Origin of the sequence: Pseudoalteromonas tunicata (assembly GCF_002310815.1) — a bacterium.
In the GTDB taxonomy this organism is placed as follows: domain Bacteria; phylum Pseudomonadota; class Gammaproteobacteria; order Enterobacterales; family Alteromonadaceae; genus Pseudoalteromonas; species Pseudoalteromonas tunicata.
This window is the reverse complement of sequence record NZ_CP011032.1, coordinates 1,320,285-1,341,206: the sequence shown is the minus strand read 5'-3', so window position 1 is coordinate 1,341,206 and position 20,922 is coordinate 1,320,285. Positions and strand designations below refer to the sequence as shown.

Genomic DNA, 20,922 nt, shown 5'->3' with positions numbered 1-20,922 from the left:
CTTTTAATGTTTAAAGGGCGTCAGGCCATCCGCGACCACTCAGCTGAAGCTAATTTATTTGCTCGCAGGGCGTTTGTGGCGTTCTTTTTTGTTTTAATCCTGATCGCCGTTTTATTTGCCAACATTTACCGCCTGCAAATCATCTCTCATACCAGTTATCAAACTCGCTCTAATGATAACCGCATTAAACTCGTGCCTATCGCCCCCAATCGAGGGTTAATTTACGATCGTTACGGTACGATTTTAGCCGAAAATAAACCGGTATTTAATTTAGAAGTCATTCCAGAAGAAGTGGAAGATATTCCTGCTGCATTAGCGAAGTTGAGTAAAGTACTGCCCATCAGTGAATCAGAACAAGAAAAATTTCTCGCTGAAATAAAACAGCAGCGTCGTTTTAAAAGCCAAGTACTCAAAGCACGACTAACTGAAGAAGAAGTTGCCATTTTTTCAGTGCATCAGCATAATTTTCCAGGGTTTAGTATCGAAGCCCGCCTAGCGCGTCATTATCCATTTGGCGATACCCTGACCCATGCTTTGGGGTATGTAGCAAAACTCAATAAAAAAGAACTTAATCAACTAACCCAAGACGGCCAAGAAACCAATTACCGCGCGACCCGTGACTTTGGTAAACTGGGATTAGAAAAATATTATGAGTCAGTACTCCATGGCACAGTCGGATCACAAGAGGTTGAAATTAATAACCGAGGCCGCATCATTCGTACCCTAAGCTCAACCGCTCCTGTGCCAGGCCAAGACCTCGTATTAACTTTAGATGTTGGCTTGCAGCAAATTGCGCAGCATGTATTAAAAGATCACCGTGGTGCAATTGTGGTATTAGACGCCAAAGATGGCGGTATTTTAGCACTTTATTCAAACCCAAGTTATGACCCCAATTTGTTTGTCCATGGCATTAGTGGCCCTGATTATCGCGCACTGCTAAACCCAAATCGCCCACTCATTAATCGTGCAACCCAAGGGGTGTATGCACCCGCCTCAACGGTTAAACCACATTTAGCTATTTTAGGGTTAGAAGAAAAACTCATTACCGATAAAACCACCATTTACGACCCTGGCTTTTTTGAGCTGCCAAATGTAGATCATAGATGGCGAGACTGGAAACGCTGGGGCCATGGCAAAGCCGTTGATGTTTATCAAGCTATTGAAGAATCATGTGATACCTTTTTTTATGGTATTGGCTACAAATTAGGCATTACCAAAATCAGCAATTTTATGGCCCAATTTGGCTTTGGTGAGCTATCAGGGATAGATATTCATGAAGAGAGTAACGCCGTGCTGCCCTCGGTAGAATGGAAAGAAAGCAAATTTAAAGAATCATGGTGGCCAGGTGACACTATCTCAGTGGCAATTGGTCAGGGTTACTGGACGGCAACGCCCATTCAAATTGCCAACTCTGTCAATATACTTGCAAATAAAGGTATTCACCATCCTCCTCACTTAGTTTCGCTCACTAAACAAGGTGAAGAAATCACTTTAGTTAATAACGATGAAAAACCTCCGGTGGTGCTCGAAGATCCAGCCCATTGGCAAGTTGCACTAGATGCAATGCATAATACGGTGTTTAAAACCACAGGTACTGCCCACAAAGCATTTTTAGGTGCCGATTATGATCCAGCAGGCAAAACAGGTACTGCACAAGTAATCAGCATCGCCCAAGGTGAACGTTATGATGCTGATAGCATCAAAGAAAAACAGCGAGATAATGCGATGTATATCGGTTTTGCTCCGTTTAATGATCCCAAAATAATTGTAACGGTCACCGTAGAAAATACTGGTGGCGGTAGCTCTATTGGCGCCCCCATAGCCCGTCAAATAATGGATTATTATTTTTCTGCCCAGCAATCTCGAGCGAAAAAGCCATGACCTCATTACATACCAAAAAAACATTTTGGGATAAAATCCACATAGATTTACCACTGTTCTTAGCGCTCTTTATTTTGCTGGTCGCCAGTAGTTTTATTGTTTATAGCGCCGGTGGCCAAGATATGGCGATGTTAACTAAACAAGCAACTCGTATTGCTCTGGCATTTGTTGTGATGATACTGCTGGCTCAAATTTCACCGCTAACTTACCAACGTTGGGTCTGGTTATTTTATGGGATTGGCTTAGCCATGCTGGTTGCAGTATTAGTTGTAGGTGTTTCAAGTAAAGGCGCACAGCGTTGGCTTGACCTTGGAGTCACCCGCTTTCAACCTTCAGAAATAATGAAGCTTGCTGTGCCAATGATGGTAGCCTGGTATATTGGTAAATACCATTTACCACCTAGACTCATTCATCTTATTATTGGTTTTATTCTAGTAATGGCGCCAACTATCTTGATTAAAGAGCAACCAGATTTAGGTACTGCAATTTTAATCGCAAGCTCTGGTATTTTTGTTTTATTTTTAGCCGGTGTCAGTTGGCGATTAATTTTACTTCTGGGTGCAGCTGTCGGTCTTGCAGCCCCTCTTTTTTGGACTTATGGCATGCACGGCTATCAAAAACAACGTGTACTAACCTTTTTAAATCCTGAAAGTGACCCTCTTGGTTCCGGTTATCATATTATTCAGTCTAAAATTGCGATTGGCTCAGGCGGCATCGAAGGCAAAGGCTGGCTACATGGTACCCAATCACAGCTCGAATTTTTACCAGAGCCCCACACCGACTTTATTTTTTCAGTTCTGAGTGAAGAGTTTGGCTTAATTGGTGTCACGCTACTATTGGCTGCCTATTTATTTATTATCGCACGCGGGTTATATATCTCAGTTAATGCCCAAGATGCATTTGGTAAGTTACTTGCCGGCAGTCTCACCCTCACCTTTTTTGTTTATGTATTTGTTAACATTGGCATGGTCTCAGGTTTATTACCTGTTGTTGGCGTTCCATTACCCTTAATTAGTTATGGCGGTACTTCAATGGTCACATTAATGGCAGGTTTTGGTATCATAATGTCGATAGCCACTCATAAAAAAGTAATTATTAATTAATGAACGTTTACTCGCTTATTGTGCTCATTTTAATGACTGTATTACTTAACGGTTGTGCAAACAATCGTTACGATATGCGCCATGATGCAGCCCCATTAAGAAACCCCACTCAATTAGAGCAACAAGATGCAAAAGTCGTGGCGACAAAAAAAAGCGTCTCGGCCAGTCGTCCTTATTCAATCGGTGGTAAACGTTATGTCCCTATGCTTGATGAAACCGGCTATCAAGAAACTGGGATTGCGTCATGGTATGGGCGTAAATTTCATGGTCATAAAACTTCTAACGGTGAAATATATGACATGTTCTCCATGACAGCTGCGCACAAAACATTACCATTACCGAGTTTTGTAAGAGTCACTAATTTAGATAATGGAAAAACCGCTATCGTTAAAGTAAATGATCGCGGTCCATTTCATGATAACCGCTTAATTGACTTATCTTATGCAGCTGCACATAAACTGGATTATTACCGCTCTGGTACAGCTCGTGTTAAGGTAGAGGCTGTTACCGTTGCCGAGCAGCATCAGCCCTATATTTATATTCAGGTAGTCGCAGCTAGCAAATCCGACAAAATTCAATTATTGAGCGAACAACTAAAACAAAACTATCAGGTGGCAACAATTATTAACCACCGAGATGGAATTTATCGCTTAAAAATAGGTCCTATGAAAGATGCCGAACAAGCAACAAAGACCTTATCAATTATACAGCAAGATGGTTTTGAACAAGCCTTCTTACTTTACAGTGAAGTTTTGCTTTAGGATAATACCTTAGGTTAGCTTCATAAAATTCATACAATTAACTAATTAAATTATCATAATGAAACGATTAAACACCACATTGCTCAAAAACGTTTGCGGACTTGTTTGTACCGTAGGGATCTTTAGTGCATCGGCCCAAATTATGCCTGCACCTCCACAAGTCAATGCTAAAGGGTACTTTTTAGTCGATTTTACCACTGGCAAAGTGATTGCAGAAGGTGCGCCTGACGAACGCTTAGCACCTGCAAGCTTAACTAAAATGATGACAAGTTACGTTATCGGTTTAGAAATTAAAAATAAAAACATCTCACCTAACGATTTAGTCACAGTAAGCGAAAAAGCATGGAGTAAAAACTTCCCTGATTCGTCAAAAATGTTTATCGAAGTTGGTAAGAAAATCTCCGTTGAAGAACTTAATCGCGGCATCATCATCCAATCTGGTAATGATGCATGTGTAGCAATGGCCGAACACATTGCGGGCAGTGAAAGTGCTTTTGCCGACTTAATGAATGCCCATGCAGAAAAGCTGGGAATGACCAATACTCACTTTATTAATAGCCATGGCCTTGATACTGATGAACATTTTACAACCCCACGTGATATGGCAACGCTTGGCGGCGCATTAATTCGTGATGTACCTGATGAATATGCTATTTATTCTGAAAAATCATTTACCTTTAATGGAATTAAACAATATAACCGTAACTCATTATTATGGGATGAAAGCTTAGATGTTGATGGCATTAAAACAGGCCACACTTCAGAGGCAGGATACAGCTTAGTGACCTCGGCAACTAAAGGTGACATGCGTTTAGTGGCGGTTGTAATGGGCACTGAAAGCGACCGAGCGCGTAGAGCCGAGAGTAAAAAGTTACTCAACTATGGCTTTCGTTTTTATGAAACAATTACGCCATATAAAGCAGGTGATACCTTTGCAAAACAACGTGTTTGGATGGGCAATAAAGAAGAAGTCGCGTTGGGTATTTTACAAGATACACCAATCACAATCCAACGTGGCCAAAGCAAAAATCTAAAAGCAAACTTCAAACTTGATAAAACACTTGAAGCACCGATTGCTAAAGGGACTGTTGTGGGCACTTTATTTTTACAGCTTGAAGATGAAGACATAGCTCAATACCCATTAGTTACCTTAGAAGAAGTTGAAGAAGGTAGTTTCTTTAGCCAAATTTATGATTATCTACGTTTACAATTAACTAACTAAACTAGCTAATTTCGCACTGAAACATATATTTACGCCCTGCATTGTCAGGGCGTAAATATTTGTAGTACTAGTTTATAGATAAAGATTATTAATAAGCGTTTTTGAATAAATAATGATAAAATGCCCGCCTTTAAAATTTGTAATTTTTATATTTAGCTCTACGGTGGGATTTAAATTTTTTTACCGAGCTAAACATTAATTATAAATCGATTAATAACGACCAATTTTGAGGCTTAACAACCGTGGTAAAACTTGTTCAAAACACCAAATTTGATGAATATCTGGAATTTCCTTGCCGTTTTAGTTTTCGAGTAATGGGACTGGCAAATAAGCAACTTACGGAACAAGTTATTGTGGTTATGCAACGTGTGGCGCCTGGCGATTACACGCCGACAGTCAAACCTAGTACTAAAGGTAACTATGAATCTGTTCATTTAGTTGCAAATGTGACCAGCAAAGAGCACATTGAACAAATTTATAACGAATTAGGTAAATTAGAAGACGTACGCCACGTCCTTTAATCACTAATTTTGGGTTCACTCGTTAAGGATCCTACTATGAGCACAAATACACTCATCATTCGCCAGCTAGGGTGTCGCGCCTATGAGCCCATTTGGCAAGCAATGCAAGATTATACCGATCATAGAGATGACTCCAGCCCAGATGAAATTTGGCTAGTAGAACACGAGCCTGTCTTTACCCAAGGCCAAGCTGGTAAAGATGAGCATGTACTAATGCCGGGTGATATTCCAGTGGTCAAAGTTGACCGCGGTGGCCAAGTGACCTATCACGGCCCAGGCCAACAAGTTATGTATGTTTTGTTCAACTTACGTCGCTTAAAAATAGGCGTAAGAGAATTAGTCACTTGGTTAGAAGAAACCGTGATCAATACGCTAGCCGATTGTGGGGTGCAAGCCTATGCTAAGCCCGATGCTCCTGGCGTTTATGTTGATAATAAAAAAATAGCCTCATTAGGTTTGCGTGTTAGACGCGGATGCTCATTTCATGGCTTAGCATTAAACGTCAATATGGACTTGGCCCCCTTTTTACGTATTAATCCATGCGGATATGCAGGTATGGCAATGATCCAATCTGCTGATCTTGCAGGACCAAAAACTCTTGAAGCAGCCCAACAAGGCTTAGTAAAACATCTTGTCGAAAAAATAAACGTCACCGACCTCAAACAAATACTAGGGTTTGATAACGAATGAATAAACCAGTAAAGATCCAACCAGGTGTAAAACTGCGTGATGCAGAAAAAATGGCATTGATCCCAGTTAAAGTATTACCGACTGAGAAAACAGAAATGTTGCGTAAACCTGAATGGCTAAAAATACGCTTGCCAAAATCTACCGAGCGTATTGATGGCATCAAAAGTGCGCTTCGTAAACATGGGTTGCATTCTGTTTGTGAAGAAGCGTCTTGTCCAAATTTATCGGAGTGCTTTAATCACGGTACAGCAACCTTCATGATTTTAGGTGCAATTTGTACACGCCGTTGTCCTTTTTGTGATGTTGCTCATGGTCGTCCTCTTGCTCCCGATGCAGCTGAGCCTGAAAAACTAGCCCTCACTATCCGTGACATGAAGTTAAGCTATGTGGTTATTACTTCAGTGGACCGTGATGATTTACGTGATGGTGGTGCACAACATTTTGCCGATTGTATTCGTGAGATCCGCAAGTACAACCCTGATATTACGATTGAAGTTCTAGTACCAGATTTCCGAGGTCGTATGGACCGTGCACTTGAAATTCTTATTCAAACGCCGCCAGATGTGTTTAACCACAACCTAGAAACTGCGCCGCGTTTATATAAACTTGCACGTCCGGGGGCTGATTATAAATGGTCGTTAGAATTACTTCGTCGTTTTAAAGAAGCACATCCAAACGTTAAAACTAAATCAGGTTTAATGGTTGGTCTTGGTGAAGAAATCAGCGAGATTGAACAAGTATTACGTGACCTACGTGAACACAATGTCGATATGCTGACCGTGGGCCAATATTTACAGCCATCGAAGCACCACTTGCCGGTAAAGCGCTATGTACCGCCTGTTGAGTTTGATGCGCTAAAAGCCTATGCCGATGAGATTGGTTTTGTTCATGCTGCCTGTGGCCCATTTGTCCGCTCAAGCTACCATGCCGATCAGCAAGCTGCGGGTAAAGAAGTAAAATAAGTTCTAAGCATCAAAAAGGCTTAGTGAAAACTCAGCCTTTTTGATGGATCCCGCAGTTTAAAACCTCAGTGTTAACAGTAAACTGGCACTATTTAGCTGACTAAAATCCCCAATATTACTTCCTAAACCAAACTTGAATGAAAGCCTATCTGCAAACCAATATTCAGTTTGCAACTCAATGGAACCCTTACTAACATCATTGCTTCGGATCAGAGTCAACGCAGAAAAACTCCATCGCTGATTCATATAATAACTTGCTCGTCCTTGATAATAACGCTTCTTACCAGCTATCGGTTGTAAACTAAAATCCCATCCTTGATTATTTTCAATAGCAGTGTAACGAATAAAAGGGGCAAACATAAATTCAGTTTCAATAGTCTTTTTAAACTGTTGGCCATCTTCACTCCACAAAAGGTACTCATCTTTGTCCCTCAGATAATGAAAACTCAACCCAACCTGAACTTTTTCACCAAAAAACTTACCGAATTTGACTTGGTATTGTTCGTCTTTTTGTTGAGCCCTTCCAACCTTATCAGTAAAACGCGAGCCGCCTAATTCAAGTATGTACTCATCTTCAAAATATAGGGTGGAGGATAGATTAATGTAATGCCATTTGTCGGTGGAAAAGCCAGACACTTCAGCTGTATTAATCTGGTTAAGGTGTGACTTTAATAGATGAGGCCCATCTACCTTATCCAAATCATCAAAGTAGTATTGATAGCCTACGCCAAAGAAGCCTTGATCAAAATCAACTAAATCAGAAAAACCGATAGATAACTGATTATGGCTTGAAGCAAAAGACATTCCACTCGTAGCGAGTGCAAATAGATATAATGTGAATTTATACATGAAAACTCCTTTTTCATGCAATTGTAACAAACGATAAAAAATATACTAAGATTACTATGTTTAAAATTGTAATATAAATAGGTACTTACAATAACAAAGATTAATCTTCCTCAATATTATCCATCCCTTTTGTACCATCTTTAGCTGGCAACTTATGATGAATTGCAGCTTTAATCAGCATATAGCCACTGATAGGTGCGGTGATCAGTAAAAAAATCGAAATCAAAATTTCTTTAACACTAATCCCATCTTTAGTCATACTGAAATAGACCATTGCTGCAATTAATACTCCAGCCATGCCTAAGGTTGTAGCTTTTGTCGGACCATGCAGGCGCATAAAAAAATCAGGCATTTTATTCAAACCAATTGAACCTATCAAAATAAAAGCACCACCAATTAATAATAAAATGGATACAAGCCACTCATAAACTAACATATCATCATCCTAAAAATTATTATTCAATAATATCGCCGCGTAACAAGAACTTACACACTGCTACAGTACTGACAAAACCGAGCATGGCAATCAATAACGCGGCCTCAAAATAGAGGTTAGTATCGACTCGAATGCCATACAAAATGATCAACGCAATGGTATTAATATACATGGTATCAAGCGCCAAAATACGATCAGGTACAGTTGGCCCAACAATTAAACGCCATAAATTTAATAACAGCGAAATCCCAACCATAGTTAATACAATTAATATGACTGTATCTAACATTGAAAAATCTCCTTCAGAGGTGCTTCATAGCGCTGTTTAATGGTTTTGATTAACTGTGCCTCATCTTCTAAGTCCAAGACATGAATCAATAAATAACGCTGAACAGGCTCATCGCTTTGGCTAATTGTTTCAGGTGCAGGATAGACTTCGGCACTGACAGTACCTGGTGTAAGAGAGACCGTACTGGCTAAAATCGTAATCGGCATTTCATGAGAAAGGTCCAGTGGTATTTTAACAAATGCTGGACGCAAACGCTTTGTTGGCCCAAGAATTAAAAAAGCCACTTGGACATTAGCAGTCACAATATCGTAAAGCACCAATAAAAAGTGTTTAATCGCTAAACCTGGTCGTAAAATCAACGGTTGAGGATCTCGAAAACGAAAAGTCAGTAATGGGATCACCACAGCTAAAAATGCAGCCAAAATAAGATGCCCTACTGAAACGCTGTTGTTGAGTAATAACCAGACAAAAAATAACAATAAACTACGAAATGGCGTTGGTAACCAACGCATTTTGGCATGTAATCTCATTATTGCTGACCCTCCAATGATACGCCAATGACGGCATTAACATGGCCTTGAACATCATGTAATTGGGTTGCAGTAGCAAGAGTAAATTCACTAATTGGGCCGGCAAAAACAACCATCAGTGGAGTACAACTTAGCAATACAATCACCATAGCAATTTGAACTGGTTTAGCCCGCTCACCACTTGGCTCACTATTACTTTGCTTCCAAAACAATTGGCTACCTGCACGACTCAGCGCAATCATAATCATCAGACTTGCTAATAGATAAACTGGCCAAAATGACAGATGTAAATTCACTTCTAATGCAGCTTCTAAAAACCAAATTTTACCAATAAAACCTGACAATGGCGGCATACCAATCACACCAAGAGATGCAATAATAAAACAACTACCCAGTAATAACGGTTGAGTTACTGCTCTTGCTGGCACTAAGCGATCTGCGGTTTTTCCCCGTTGCAGCCCGATTAATTCTGCCAATAAAAACAGCGCGGCAACTAATACGGTTGAATGAATAATGTAATAAAGTGCAGCAGCGGTTGCCATAACAGAGTGCATTGCAACCGCAGCAACTAAAGTACCGACTGATACCACCACTAAATTTGCAACTAAACGACGGAAATCTTGACTCGCTAATACGCCCAGTGCACCTACAAAAATAGTAATAATTGCCAGTGGCCATAACCATTGCGCCGCCATATTATCAAGCGATCCGGCATAGGCGCCAAATATCACAGTGTAAACCCTGAACATGGCATACACACCGACCTTGGTCATAATGGCAAACATAGCACCAACAACCGGCATCGCCGTTGAATAAGTACTAGGCAACCACATATGTAACGGTAAAATAGCCGCTTTTAAAGCAAATACAATTAATAGCAACAAGCCACCAATTTTTGCTAATGCGACATCATCACCACTCAGTTGTGATACTTTTAAAGCCATATCAGCAATATTCAGCGTACCTAATACGCCGTATAAAATACCCAATGCGATTAAAAATACACTTGAGCCCACAAGGTTTAAAATAACGTAATGTAACGCTGCACGAGTTTTTTGTTTATCAACACCATGCATCAACAATGAATAAGAGGCGATTAACAACACTTCAAAAAATACAAAAAGATTAAATAAGTCACCAGTTAAAAATGCACCATTGACCCCCAACGTTAAAAAATGCATCAATGGGTGAAAAAAGCTGCCCTTTTCATCATCACCGGTAAGTGAATAAGTAACACAACACAAAGCCAAAAATGAGGTTAAGGTAACTAATAAAGCAGAAAGTCTATCGCCAATTAATACAATTCCAAACGGCGCTTTCCAATCTCCAATTGCATAAACAATCGTTTGCCCATCTAAAGTTTTAACTAATAAAGCAATGCTGACAATCAGTGTCACGCATGCAAAAATAACTGAGGTGATCCTGCGAGCCTGTACACTTTTACCACTTGGAGGCAACAGTAATACAACCGCAGCCAACATTGGAATTAATACCGTTAAGGTCACTAAATGCATTATTTACCTTCCTTATAGGTGTTAGTTAAGCTGTTTAATGCTGACTCTTTTCCATCAACATGATCACTGCCTAAATCTGCACGACCTCGAATCGCTAGAATTACCACAAATGCAGTCATCGCAAATCCAATTACTATTGCGGTTAATACTAAGGCTTGGGGTAAAGGGTCGGCATACTGATCAGAAAAGCCAAGTACAGCGGCTTTATTTAAACTCAACCGCCCGGATGCAAATAAGAACAGGTTTACTGCGTAAGACAACATGGTCAAACCCAATACAACTGGAAATGTGCGAGCTCGAAGCAATAAAAATACCCCACACGTCACTAACACCCCAACACAAGTTGCATATAAAGCTTCCATTATTTGGCCTCCTGTTGTGGTTGTTGATTAATCGTTAGTTTGCCTAAACTTGCTAAAATCATCAAAGTTGACCCTACCACGGTTAAATACACACCTAAATCAAACACTAACGCACTAGCTAATTCAATTTTGCCAACCAATGGAATATCAAAATATTCAAACCATGTGGTTAAGAATGGGCGTCCAAAGAACCAACTTCCGACCCCTGTCATAAAGGCTGTTGCAATACCAAAAGCAATCACCTTGCGATAATTGACATCAAATCGCTCATAAATCCATTGTGAGCCATGGGCCATATACTGGAGAATAAATGCAATTGCAGTAATTAAGCCGGCAATAAAACCGCCACCAGGTAAATTATGCCCACGTAAGAAAATATACACAGTAACTAATAAAGCCAAAGGTAATAAACTTTGCGAAATACTTGCGAGCAAAATTGGGTGACGTTCGCGCGCCCAAGGACGGCCATCACCATCACTTGAAGGCATAAACAGGGGCAAATTAAGCAACATTTTATAAATACCCAGAGCGGCAATACCCAGTACAGTAATTTCACCCAGCGTATCAAAGCCCCTAAAATCAACCAAAATTACGTTAACTACATTGGTACCACCACCACCTGTTTTAGCATTAGCGAGGAAATAATCTGAAATAGACTGTAATGGACGCGTTAAAATGGCATAACAAATACTGCCAATAATCACCCCTAAACTCGAAGCAATCGCCAAATCACGTAAAATTCGCACCGAACTTGATTCTTTTGGTGTGCGGTGCGGTAAAAAGAACAACGCCAACATCAATAAAATCACCGTTACCACTTCAACTGTAAGCTGAGTTAACGCCAAATCAGGAGCTGAATAACGAGTAAACGCTACAGAGACCATCAAGCCAACAACTGAAATAGTGAGCAATGCCACCATTCGATTGCGATGCCAAATAAGCGTTGCAAAAGCACCTGCAATTAATAATCCTGCACCAACCGCAGCATTGGGTGTCACAGCTGTCAGTGGCTTAGTACCAGCTAGTTGTACCATTTCAAACAATGGTAAACCGGCTAAAATAATCACACTTATCAAAATCAACAAAATATAACGTTGTAACGATCCGGTCTCAATCCAACCTGTTATTTTTTGACTCCATTTCAAGATATATTCAATCCAAGTTTCAAACCACTCTTTAGCGTCAAGTGTCGGTAATGAAGTTTGAAACTGATACAAATATTTACGTTGGCTGTAAACAAACAGACCACCAAGTACAGCTAAACAACTCATTAATAAAGGTAAATTTAAACCATGCCAAATCGCCAAGCTGTAATCTGGTAAATTTGGTCCAAGTAATGAAATAGATGCAGCTGTTAAAATATCATTAACCACAAAATTAGGAACTATCCCGACCACAATACACAGCGCAACTAAAATCTCAACTGGCACTCGCATGTATCGCGGAGGTTCGTGTGGTGTTTTAGTTAAGCCAACCGGCTCGCCATTAAAGAAAACATCATGAATAAATCGTATTGAATAAGCGACCGAAAATACCCCAGCTAATGTAGCAAGCACGGGGATCAACCAAGACATTGAGCCAAGCACTTGCTGGTGTAGCGTTTCAGCAAAAAACATTTCTTTTGATAAAAAGCCATTGAGTAGTGGTACACCTGCCATTGAAGCCGCAGCGACCATAGCGAGTGTTGCGGTATAAGGCAGGAATTTGAGCATGCCATTAAGTTTTCGCATATCTCGAGTGCCTGTTTCATGGTCGATAATGCCTACCGCCATAAATAACGATGCCTTGAAAGTTGCATGATTAATAATATGAAAAATTGCGGCGACAGCTGCCAATTGAGTATCTAAGCCTAATAACAAGGTAATAAGACCCAAATGACTGATTGTTGAATATGCCAAAAGCCCTTTTAAGTCATGTTTAAATAGCGCCATATAAGCGCCAAATAATAAGGTTGCAAGCCCGGTTAAGCCGACTAATAAAAACCATAAATCGGTGCCAGCTAGAGCAGGATAAAACCGGGCTAATAAGAAAATCCCCGCTTTCACCATAGTCGCAGAATGTAAATAAGCACTAACCGGTGTTGGTGCTGCCATGGCATGTGGCAACCAAAAATGAAATGGAAATTGCGCCGATTTAGTAAACGCACCAAGTAAAATAAGCACCAAAGTAACGGAATATAAGGCATGCTGCTTAATAATCTCACCACTTTGTAGAATAATACTTAAATCATAACTACCGACAATATCACCAAGTAGTAACAAGCCAGCTAATAATGCTAAACCGCCCGCCCCGGTAATCGTAAGGGCCATTCGGGCACCTTTACGTGCCTCTGATTTGTGCCACCAAAAACTGATAAGTAAAAATGAGCTAATACTGGTCAGCTCCCAAAAGACCCAAAGCTGGATAATATTATTTGATAAAACAATACCGAGCATGGCTGTCATAAACAGCATTAAAAACGCGTAAAATTTGGCCATTGAATCATTAGGACTTAGGTAATAACGGGCATACAAAATAACCAATAAGCCAATACCTAAAATCATAAAGACAAAAAGAAGTGCTAAGCCATCAAGACGAAACGATAAATTAATCCCAAGAGCTGGGATCCAACTCAGTTGATAAATTAATGATTCTCCAGAAAAAACCTGAGGGGATAAGGTTAATGCGATGACTAATGCTATAAATGGGGCCAATGCAGTTAACCAAGCACATCTAGTTCGGCCAAATCGCCCACTTAAGGAGGCTATTACACTTCCAATTAGTGAGAGTAAGGGGATCCATAATAGAGCTATCACGTTATTTATTTTCCTCTATTTCAATGTTGAACATATAAGTTATAGCAACAATTGATACAAACACTCTTCAATTAGATGGATAAAGAGTCTATAAAAAATGCCTACAATACGATGAAAAGGCACAACTTAATCAGGGGTAAAGACTATTTTATCACTTTGAAATCATAACATTTTTAATATTAAAGCTCATAGTGATATAGATGAATTTCGACAAATACGAGATAAAACTCAAGAATAAGCGATTAAAATGGCGCTAAATTGATTAACTGAATAGCCAACGGATTTGCTTGTGCTGCCGCATGATTTAAATAGCGTATCGCAGATTTTTGATCTTTTGGTCCCCCTTCTCCATTAGCCAACATTTTTGCATAAAAGTATTGGCCATAACTATCGCCTTGCTCTGCCGCTAAACCATAAAAATGGCGCGCTTGCTCAAAGTCCTGTAACTGATAATAAATCCGAGCTAAAGATGAATAGGCCATTGACCAGTTAACTAACGCTGACAACTCACTTAAAGCGCGAGCAAAATCCCTTTGCGTTTCAAACTTAAGCGCTTGAAATAATTTGCTATGATAATCACCCAGCTTTACCCCATAAGCTAACCAATAGCTTGCCTCATCAAGGTTATACATTGCATTACTAAAGGTTTTTAATTCACCCAAATGGTGTGCAATATTAGCGTTTAAAATTGTTTTATAACGTTTAGGCATTGGTGAATCTAAATACTGCATTAGTGTCGGCCTCTCTACTAATTTATAGGCTTGCACAGTTTGAGCATTACATGTTGGGATCGGAAATAAGTTCTTTGCTACGCTAGCCGTTCGTTCTTGCATTACCAGTTGGCTTAGTGTTGATGTTGATAGGCGACAACGTTGCTGTTGTTTTTTGATTGGTAACGGATATTCATCTTCAAATCCAAACAAATGCAGCCATTCATGTTTAAACACATTAAAATCATGTTTAGCTGAAAGATACATAATACCTTGATTAACATTTGCAGATCCGTCTGAAGTCATAATTACTAAGTGACGGATCCCTTCTGGCCAATTTTGCTGTTGCGCCAAATAGCTAAGGTCACACTTTATTGCTTCATTCGCTGTGCAAGATAAAACCTGTTTTGAAAGATACAGAATATTAGAAAAACACACTGGTAACTCGTGTAAATCCTCATCCGATTTAAATGTGCTAACATGCTGTTTCAACTGATTTAAACTCTTAAAATCTGTTGCTATAGGCACTACTTTAATACCGCAATGGGTTTGTTGACTAAAAGACAACTCATCAATTTGCAGTGTAAAATCAAGCTTAAACTTACGTTTTAAATCAGTAAAAACATCAGGCTGTACTTGGGGTAAAGATGAGCCTAAATACAACTGACTAAGGTAAAAATCTAAAGTTAAACCATTGAGTTGACTGAACTCAGCCAATTTTTGCCACATTTGATGGCGCTGATAAAATTGACTCAGGGTTAGCTTTGCTTGCTCTGATGCAGTACTTTCTTGGTGCTGCAATTGAATAAAGTAAAACTCGGCCAAGTCCAATTGGTTTGTGCGTTCATAATGCTCAGCCAAAAAAATTACAGCTTTCTTATCCTTAAGTCCTGCTAAGTGTTTAAGCGCATCGACATTTTGATATATTTCAATTGGTATCGCATTGTGACTTATTAAGTGAGCAGCAACGCCCATTTTACCCGCTAACAAATGATGTTGGCTCAGGGCTATGGAATGATTTGATGAAAAACTTAAGAAGTTAAGGCTAAACAAAAATAAAAACCAGAATCGGAATTCTGGTTTAAATTTATGCTTTTTGAAAAACAGCATTATTTAGCTTTGCGCATACAGCAGCTCTAGCTCCAGACGTGCATATTTATATTCAACAAACTCATGCACATTGGTAGAAAGAGAGAGTTTAAAATAGTCTTCAGCGCTGCGCTTATTGCCAGCGGCTAAATGTAATTTAGCCAAATAGAAGTAGGCTTCACATAATCTTTCAGCATAGTGTTGCTCAGTTTCAACATTTTCTTCAAGACCGGCTAAAAACTTAGCTTCGGTTAATTGACCGCTAAATAATGCGACCAATTGATATGCCCATTTACTGTTATCAAGCAATGTCGCGGCTTGTTTAAGATTTTCAACCGCAAGCTTGTTATCAACTTCTTTTTCAGCAAGATAACGCCAAATTACTCGATAAGGATCACTTGGAGCCATTTCTAAAAAAGCATTAAAATCTTGTAAGGCTAACTGTGGTCGCTCACCATAATAAAGAGCGATTCCACGATTTAAAAATACATATTCATGCTCAGGTTTAAGTTCAATCACCGCATCAAACATTTCATATGCTTTATCATACTGTTGTAGCAAAGTATGGTGGATCCCCAAGAAATTATATACTTCGGGTAAATCCGGTTTTAACGTTAAGGTACGGTTAAAATCGATCCGCGCTAAAGTAGACAAGCCCAAACTATCAAACAATACACCACGGTCATAAAACAGCTGCGCTTTTTGCTCATCAGTTAAATTAGTGCGATACAACAATTCAGAGTAACGAGCGATGGCGATTTCACTTCTAAAATCAGTTGCTAATGGAGTTGAAAATGCAACATCTATAATCGGCCTATCAGCATTTTTGGGGGTCAGGCTACATCCCATCAACATGCCACTTAATAATGACATCACCGCAATTTGTTTTAAGCGCATCGACTTCCTTAACTTCAACAAGGTATTATTCTAAATTCCAAACAATATTTGTAATTTCAGTAATCATTCTAAGGTGTTAATTAATTTTAACCCACAATTAGAAAACATTCCTTTTGATTAGTTCTCCATTAGAGCATAAAAAAAGGGGCCTTACAGCCCCTTATTTTCATCAAAAATGAATTTTAGCAATTATGCTTGTTCTTCACTTTCTACAGCAGCAGGTGTTGCTGGTGCTGATGCTTCTTTAATGCTTAAGCGTACGCGACCTTGACGGTCTACTTCAACCACTTTAACTTTAACTTCTTGACCAATTGAAAGGTGGTCAGCTACGTTATTTACGCGCTCTTCACAAATTTGAGAAATGTGAACTAACCCATCTTTACCTGGCAATACGTTAACAAAGGCACCAAAGTCAACCAAACGTACCACTTTACCTGTGTAGATAGTGCCTACTTCAAGTTCAGCCGTTAATTGCTCAATACGTGCGATTGCAGCTTTTGCGCTATCACCGTTTGTTGCAGCAATTTTGATTGTACCGTCATCTTCGATTTCAATTGTAGTACCAGTTTCTTCAGTTAAAGCACGGATTGTTGCGCCGCCTTTACCGATAACTTCTGCAATTTTCTTCGGTGGGATATTCATAGTGTAGATACGTGGAGCAAACTCTGATAATTCAGCTTGTGGTGCAGAGATTGCCTGATCCATCACACCTAGGATATGTAAACGTGCTGCTTTTGCTTGATTTAAAGCAATTTGCATAATCTCACGTGTAATACCTTCGATTTTGATATCCATTTGTAATGCTGTAATACCATTGCTAGTACCAGCTACTTTGAAGTCCATATCACCTAAGTGATCTTCATCACCTAAAATATCTGATAAAACAACAAAGTTTTCATTTTCTTTTACAAGACCCATCGCGATACCCGCAACAGATGCTTTAACAGGCACACCCGCATTCATTAGCGCAAGTGATGTACCACATACTGACGCCATTGATGATGAACCGTTTGATTCTGTGATTTCAGAAACAACACGAATAGAATATGGGAATTCTGTTAGTGATGGCATAACCGCTTGGATACCACGTTTTGCTAAGTTACCGTGACCAATTTCGCGACGCTTTGGTGAGCCTACAAAACCTGTTTCACCTACACAGAATGGAGGGAAGTTGTAATGCAACATAAAACGGCTGTTCGATGTCCCAGAAAGCGCATCTAACATTTGTGAATCACGCTCTGTACCAAGTGTTGCTGTTACTAATGCTTGTGTTTCACCACGCGTAAAAATTGCAGAACCATGAGTACGTGGTAATACACCCGTCATCACATCTAACGCGCGGATCATATCTGGTTCACGACCATCGATACGTTTTTCACCAGCAATGATACGGCCACGAACGATAGTTTTTTCAAGTGAACCAAATAAATCACCCACTTCGTTTTTATCTAAGCTTTCGCCTTCAGCAAGTTGAGCTGTTAACGTTTCAACTACTTCAGCTTTTGCTGCAGATAATGCATCTTTACGTGCAACTTTATCTGTAATTAGATAAGCAGCACCGATTTTTGCTTCAGCGATATTTGCAATTTGAGTTGCTAAATCAACATTTTTCTCTGGTGCAGACCAGTTCCATGTTGGTTTGCCAGCTTCAGCTTTGAATTCAGCAACAGCTGTAATGATCGATTGCATTTGCTCATGACCATACATAACGGCACCAAGCATTACATCTTCAGAAAGAATATTAGCTTCTGATTCAACCATTAATACTGCATTTTCAGTACCAGCAACAACTAAGTCTAGTTGGCTTTCTTCAAGCTCTTTTACAGATGGGTTTAATACGTATTGACCATTAATATAACCAACGCGTGATGCACCTACTGGACCATTAAATGGAATACCTGAAATAGCAAGTGCGGCAGAAGTACCGATTAATGTAACGATATCTGGTTGGATTTCTGGGTTAAACGACACAACAGTCGCAATAACTTGAACTTCGTTAACAAAACCATCTGGAAATAATGGACGAATTGGACGGTCAATTAAACGTGCGATTAACGTTTCTGCGTCGCTTGGACGGCCTTCACGCTTTAAGAAACCACCAGGGATACGACCAGCAGCGTACATACGCTCTTGATAGTTAACTGTTAGTGGGAAAAAATCTTGACCTGGTGCTGCTTCTTTTTTACCTACAACAGTAATTAATACTGATGTATCACCGATGCTAGCAAGAACTGCTGCATCAGCTTGACGCGCGATAGCGCCCGTTTCTAACGTTACTGTGTGCTGTCCTAATTGGAATTTTTTAATAATAGCTTGCAATGAATTATTCCTTCATATGTCTTTCTTTTGTTTATCGAAATACCAATTACAGTAGTGAATTGTACTTTTCCCTTTAAAATCAAGGCTAAGAGCAATTGACTACTACAATTGGTACCATTTCGACCTGTAGTATACTGTACCAACGCCATTATGGTCGATGATTAGCATAAAAAAAAGGGGCTAAAAGCCCCTTTTTTATAATCAATTTCTTAGCGACGTAAGCCAAGCTCAGCGATTAAGCTTGTGTAACGAGCTAAATCTTTACGCTTTAAATAATCAAGAAGTTTACGACGTTGGCTAACTTTGCGTAATAGACCACGACGAGAATGGAAATCGTGCTTGTGATCAGCAAAGTGACCTTGTAACTTGTTGATATCGAAAGTTAAAAGTGCAACTTGAACTTCAGGTGAACCAGTGTCGCCTTCAGCGCGTGCGAATTTAGCTAGAATTTCAGCTTTTTGTTGAGTACTTAGTGACATAATGACTCCAAAAATAAATTTAAAAGATGCTTTAGCCGATCACTAATTCAGCCAAAACGATTAAGCTGGCGAATTCTACCAGAAAATAAACAATCTACAAGAAAAAACCGTTAGCTTACGGCCGAATCATCATTAGGTTGATGAGTCGATAAACCGCGCTTCGATTTCAACTGACCCAGCTCATTGCGCTCACCAATACCAATAAAACGCATATCAGGCGCCACTACAACTCGAAAAACACCTTCCGGCAGATTTGCCATGTCAGATGTTTGGCCATTTTTAAAAGCAACTTCTTGCTCTGTCGTAATAATGACTTCTGGCAATGCAACAAGTGCACTGTCCATTGGCAACAATAAAGTATCTAAAAAGCCATGGGCTTCAGTACCCGCTAAATTTTGCGCCAACAGTTTGGCTTCTAAATCCGCCAGAGACATCATTTGCGATGCTGGGTAATGACCAACTGCGCTACGATGTAACATAATCACATGAGCACCACAGCCTAAAACTTCACCCAAATCATCGATAATAGTACGGATATACGTACCCTTGCTCACATGTGCAGTAAGTTGTACTTCTTGATTGATGTCATCATATTCGTCAAGCGTTAAGCTAAATACCGTTATTTTTCGGCACTTTCTTGGTACTTCAATCCCTTCGCGGGCATATTTATATAAAGGTTGCCCTTGATATTTTAAAGCCGAATACATGGATGGATATTGATCAGTGGTACCAAGGAAGCCTGCAACAGCACTTTCAAGTTGTGTTTGCGTAATTAATACCGGCTTTTCGGATACCACTTCGCCGTCAGAATCAGACGTAGTAGTTCTAACACCTAATTTCGCTCTAACCACATAAGTTTTATCGGTATCGAGTAAAAATTGCGAGAACTTAGTCGCTTCACCAAAACAAATTGGCAACATACCTGTTGCTAAAGGGTCGAGTGCACCAGTATGCCCAGCTTTTTGTGCGCCATATAGGTGCTTTAGCTGCTGTAAGGCTTTATTCGATGATAGGCCTATTGATTTATCGAGTAAAAAAATGCCGTCAAGTGGACGGCCTTTTGGTTTTTTTGCCATTATTCTTCGTCTTCTTGACTCGCTTCTGGACCACGTTTGAGCTTGTCTTCGCGGATCACTTTATCTACTAAATTAGACATATGCATGCCTTCTAGTAACGAACGATCTAATACAAATTTTAAATTAGGCATGATACGAGCGCGGATACGCTTGCCTAATAAAGAACGGATAAAACCCGTAGCTTCATTTAAAATTGCAATGCTCTCATTCGATTTATCTTCGTCTTGAGTATTAAGGATTGTTACAAATATTTTGGCATAAGCTAAATCTCTTGAAACCTCAACAGCAGATACTGTTGCCATTCCTAGACGAGGATCTTTTATTTCTCTTTGTAGGATCACTGCAATTTCTTTTTGAATTTGCTGGCCTACGCGATCAGTACGAGAAAAATCTCTCATTTTCACCACTTTGAATAGTTATCATAAGCCCGAATAGGC

20 protein-coding genes are annotated in these 20,922 nt (G+C 39.7%); 7 read left to right on the top strand and 13 right to left on the bottom strand.

Features of this window, described 5'->3' with window-relative positions; all coding sequences use genetic code 11:
- The first annotated feature begins 6 nt into the window (after positions 1-6).
- The 7 genes from mrdA to lipA all read left to right on the top strand — a co-directional run bounded on the left by mrdA (position 7) and on the right by lipA (position 7,140).
- Positions 7-1,881 (top strand): penicillin-binding protein 2, encoded by a 1,875-nt coding sequence (mrdA, locus tag PTUN_RS06150; protein WP_009838845.1) that lies wholly within the window; start codon positions 7-9, stop codon positions 1,879-1,881.
- On the top strand, positions 1,878-2,984 hold the full coding sequence (gene rodA / locus PTUN_RS06145) for a rod shape-determining protein RodA (RefSeq protein ID WP_009838844.1): 1,107 nt from the start codon (positions 1,878-1,880) through the stop codon (positions 2,982-2,984). Before mrdA ends, rodA begins: the two co-directional genes overlap by 4 nt.
- Positions 2,984-3,745 (top strand): septal ring lytic transglycosylase RlpA family protein, encoded by a 762-nt coding sequence (locus PTUN_RS06140; protein ID WP_009838843.1) that lies wholly within the window; start codon positions 2,984-2,986, stop codon positions 3,743-3,745. Before rodA ends, PTUN_RS06140 begins: the two co-directional genes overlap by 1 nt.
- Positions 3,746-3,803: 58 nt before the next feature.
- On the top strand, positions 3,804-4,967 hold the full coding sequence (locus PTUN_RS06135) for a serine hydrolase (RefSeq protein WP_009838842.1): 1,164 nt from the start codon (positions 3,804-3,806) through the stop codon (positions 4,965-4,967).
- A 242-nt stretch (positions 4,968-5,209) separates the two neighbouring features.
- Positions 5,210-5,488: a DUF493 family protein YbeD gene (gene ybeD, locus PTUN_RS06130; RefSeq protein ID WP_009838841.1), complete on the top strand. Its 279-nt coding sequence runs from the start codon at positions 5,210-5,212 to the stop codon at positions 5,486-5,488.
- A gap of 36 nt (positions 5,489-5,524) precedes the next feature.
- On the top strand, positions 5,525-6,178 hold the full coding sequence (gene lipB, locus PTUN_RS06125) for a lipoyl(octanoyl) transferase LipB (protein WP_009838840.1): 654 nt from the start codon (positions 5,525-5,527) through the stop codon (positions 6,176-6,178).
- The gene (gene lipA, locus PTUN_RS06120; RefSeq protein ID WP_009838839.1) at positions 6,175-7,140 is read left to right on the top strand and encodes a lipoyl synthase; all 966 of its coding nucleotides are present in this window, start codon (positions 6,175-6,177) and stop codon (positions 7,138-7,140) included. Before lipB ends, lipA begins: the two co-directional genes overlap by 4 nt.
- Before the next feature lie 57 nt (positions 7,141-7,197).
- Here the strand turns inward: lipA and PTUN_RS06115 are convergent, their stop codons facing one another.
- The 13 genes from PTUN_RS06115 to rbfA all read right to left on the bottom strand — a co-directional run bounded on the left by PTUN_RS06115 (position 7,198) and on the right by rbfA (position 20,883).
- Positions 7,198-7,989, bottom strand: coding sequence for a hypothetical protein (locus PTUN_RS06115; RefSeq protein ID WP_009838838.1), 792 nt, complete (start codon positions 7,987-7,989; stop codon positions 7,198-7,200).
- A 100-nt stretch (positions 7,990-8,089) separates the two neighbouring features.
- Positions 8,090-8,425, bottom strand: a complete 336-nt coding sequence (locus PTUN_RS06110; RefSeq protein ID WP_009838837.1) for a Na+/H+ antiporter subunit G — start codon at positions 8,423-8,425, stop codon at positions 8,090-8,092.
- Between the two features lie 19 nt (positions 8,426-8,444).
- Entirely contained in the window at positions 8,445-8,714 is a 270-nt protein-coding gene (locus PTUN_RS06105) for a K+/H+ antiporter subunit F (RefSeq protein WP_009838836.1), read from the bottom strand.
- Entirely contained in the window at positions 8,708-9,244 is a 537-nt protein-coding gene (locus PTUN_RS06100; RefSeq protein WP_009838835.1) for a Na+/H+ antiporter subunit E, read from the bottom strand. The genes PTUN_RS06105 and PTUN_RS06100 overlap by 7 nt, the downstream gene beginning before the upstream one ends.
- Positions 9,244-10,758 (bottom strand): monovalent cation/H+ antiporter subunit D, encoded by a 1,515-nt coding sequence (locus PTUN_RS06095; RefSeq protein WP_009838834.1) that lies wholly within the window; start codon positions 10,756-10,758, stop codon positions 9,244-9,246. The genes PTUN_RS06100 and PTUN_RS06095 overlap by 1 nt, the downstream gene beginning before the upstream one ends.
- Complete coding sequence (locus PTUN_RS06090) at positions 10,758-11,120, bottom strand: Na+/H+ antiporter subunit C (protein WP_009838833.1); 363 nt, start codon at positions 11,118-11,120, stop codon at positions 10,758-10,760. Before PTUN_RS06090 ends, PTUN_RS06095 begins: the two co-directional genes overlap by 1 nt.
- The gene (locus PTUN_RS06085) at positions 11,120-13,912 is read right to left on the bottom strand and encodes a monovalent cation/H+ antiporter subunit A (RefSeq protein WP_040643979.1); all 2,793 of its coding nucleotides are present in this window, start codon (positions 13,910-13,912) and stop codon (positions 11,120-11,122) included. The genes PTUN_RS06090 and PTUN_RS06085 overlap by 1 nt, the downstream gene beginning before the upstream one ends.
- A 245-nt stretch (positions 13,913-14,157) precedes the next feature.
- Positions 14,158-15,735 (bottom strand): tetratricopeptide repeat protein, encoded by a 1,578-nt coding sequence (locus PTUN_RS06080; protein WP_009838831.1) that lies wholly within the window; start codon positions 15,733-15,735, stop codon positions 14,158-14,160.
- 3 nt (positions 15,736-15,738) lie between these two features.
- The gene (gene nlpI, locus PTUN_RS06075; protein WP_009838830.1) at positions 15,739-16,611 is read right to left on the bottom strand and encodes a lipoprotein NlpI; all 873 of its coding nucleotides are present in this window, start codon (positions 16,609-16,611) and stop codon (positions 15,739-15,741) included.
- Between the two features lie 189 nt (positions 16,612-16,800).
- Positions 16,801-18,930, bottom strand: a complete 2,130-nt coding sequence (pnp, locus tag PTUN_RS06070) for a polyribonucleotide nucleotidyltransferase (RefSeq protein ID WP_009838829.1) — start codon at positions 18,928-18,930, stop codon at positions 16,801-16,803.
- 209 nt (positions 18,931-19,139) lie between these two features.
- Positions 19,140-19,409, bottom strand: a complete 270-nt coding sequence (gene rpsO / locus PTUN_RS06065; RefSeq protein WP_009838828.1) for a 30S ribosomal protein S15 — start codon at positions 19,407-19,409, stop codon at positions 19,140-19,142.
- A 110-nt stretch (positions 19,410-19,519) separates the two neighbouring features.
- Positions 19,520-20,485, bottom strand: coding sequence for a tRNA pseudouridine(55) synthase TruB (gene truB, locus PTUN_RS06060; RefSeq protein WP_009838827.1), 966 nt, complete (start codon positions 20,483-20,485; stop codon positions 19,520-19,522).
- Complete coding sequence (gene rbfA / locus PTUN_RS06055) at positions 20,485-20,883, bottom strand: 30S ribosome-binding factor RbfA (RefSeq protein WP_009838826.1); 399 nt, start codon at positions 20,881-20,883, stop codon at positions 20,485-20,487. Before rbfA ends, truB begins: the two co-directional genes overlap by 1 nt.
- Positions 20,884-20,922 lie beyond the last annotated feature (39 nt).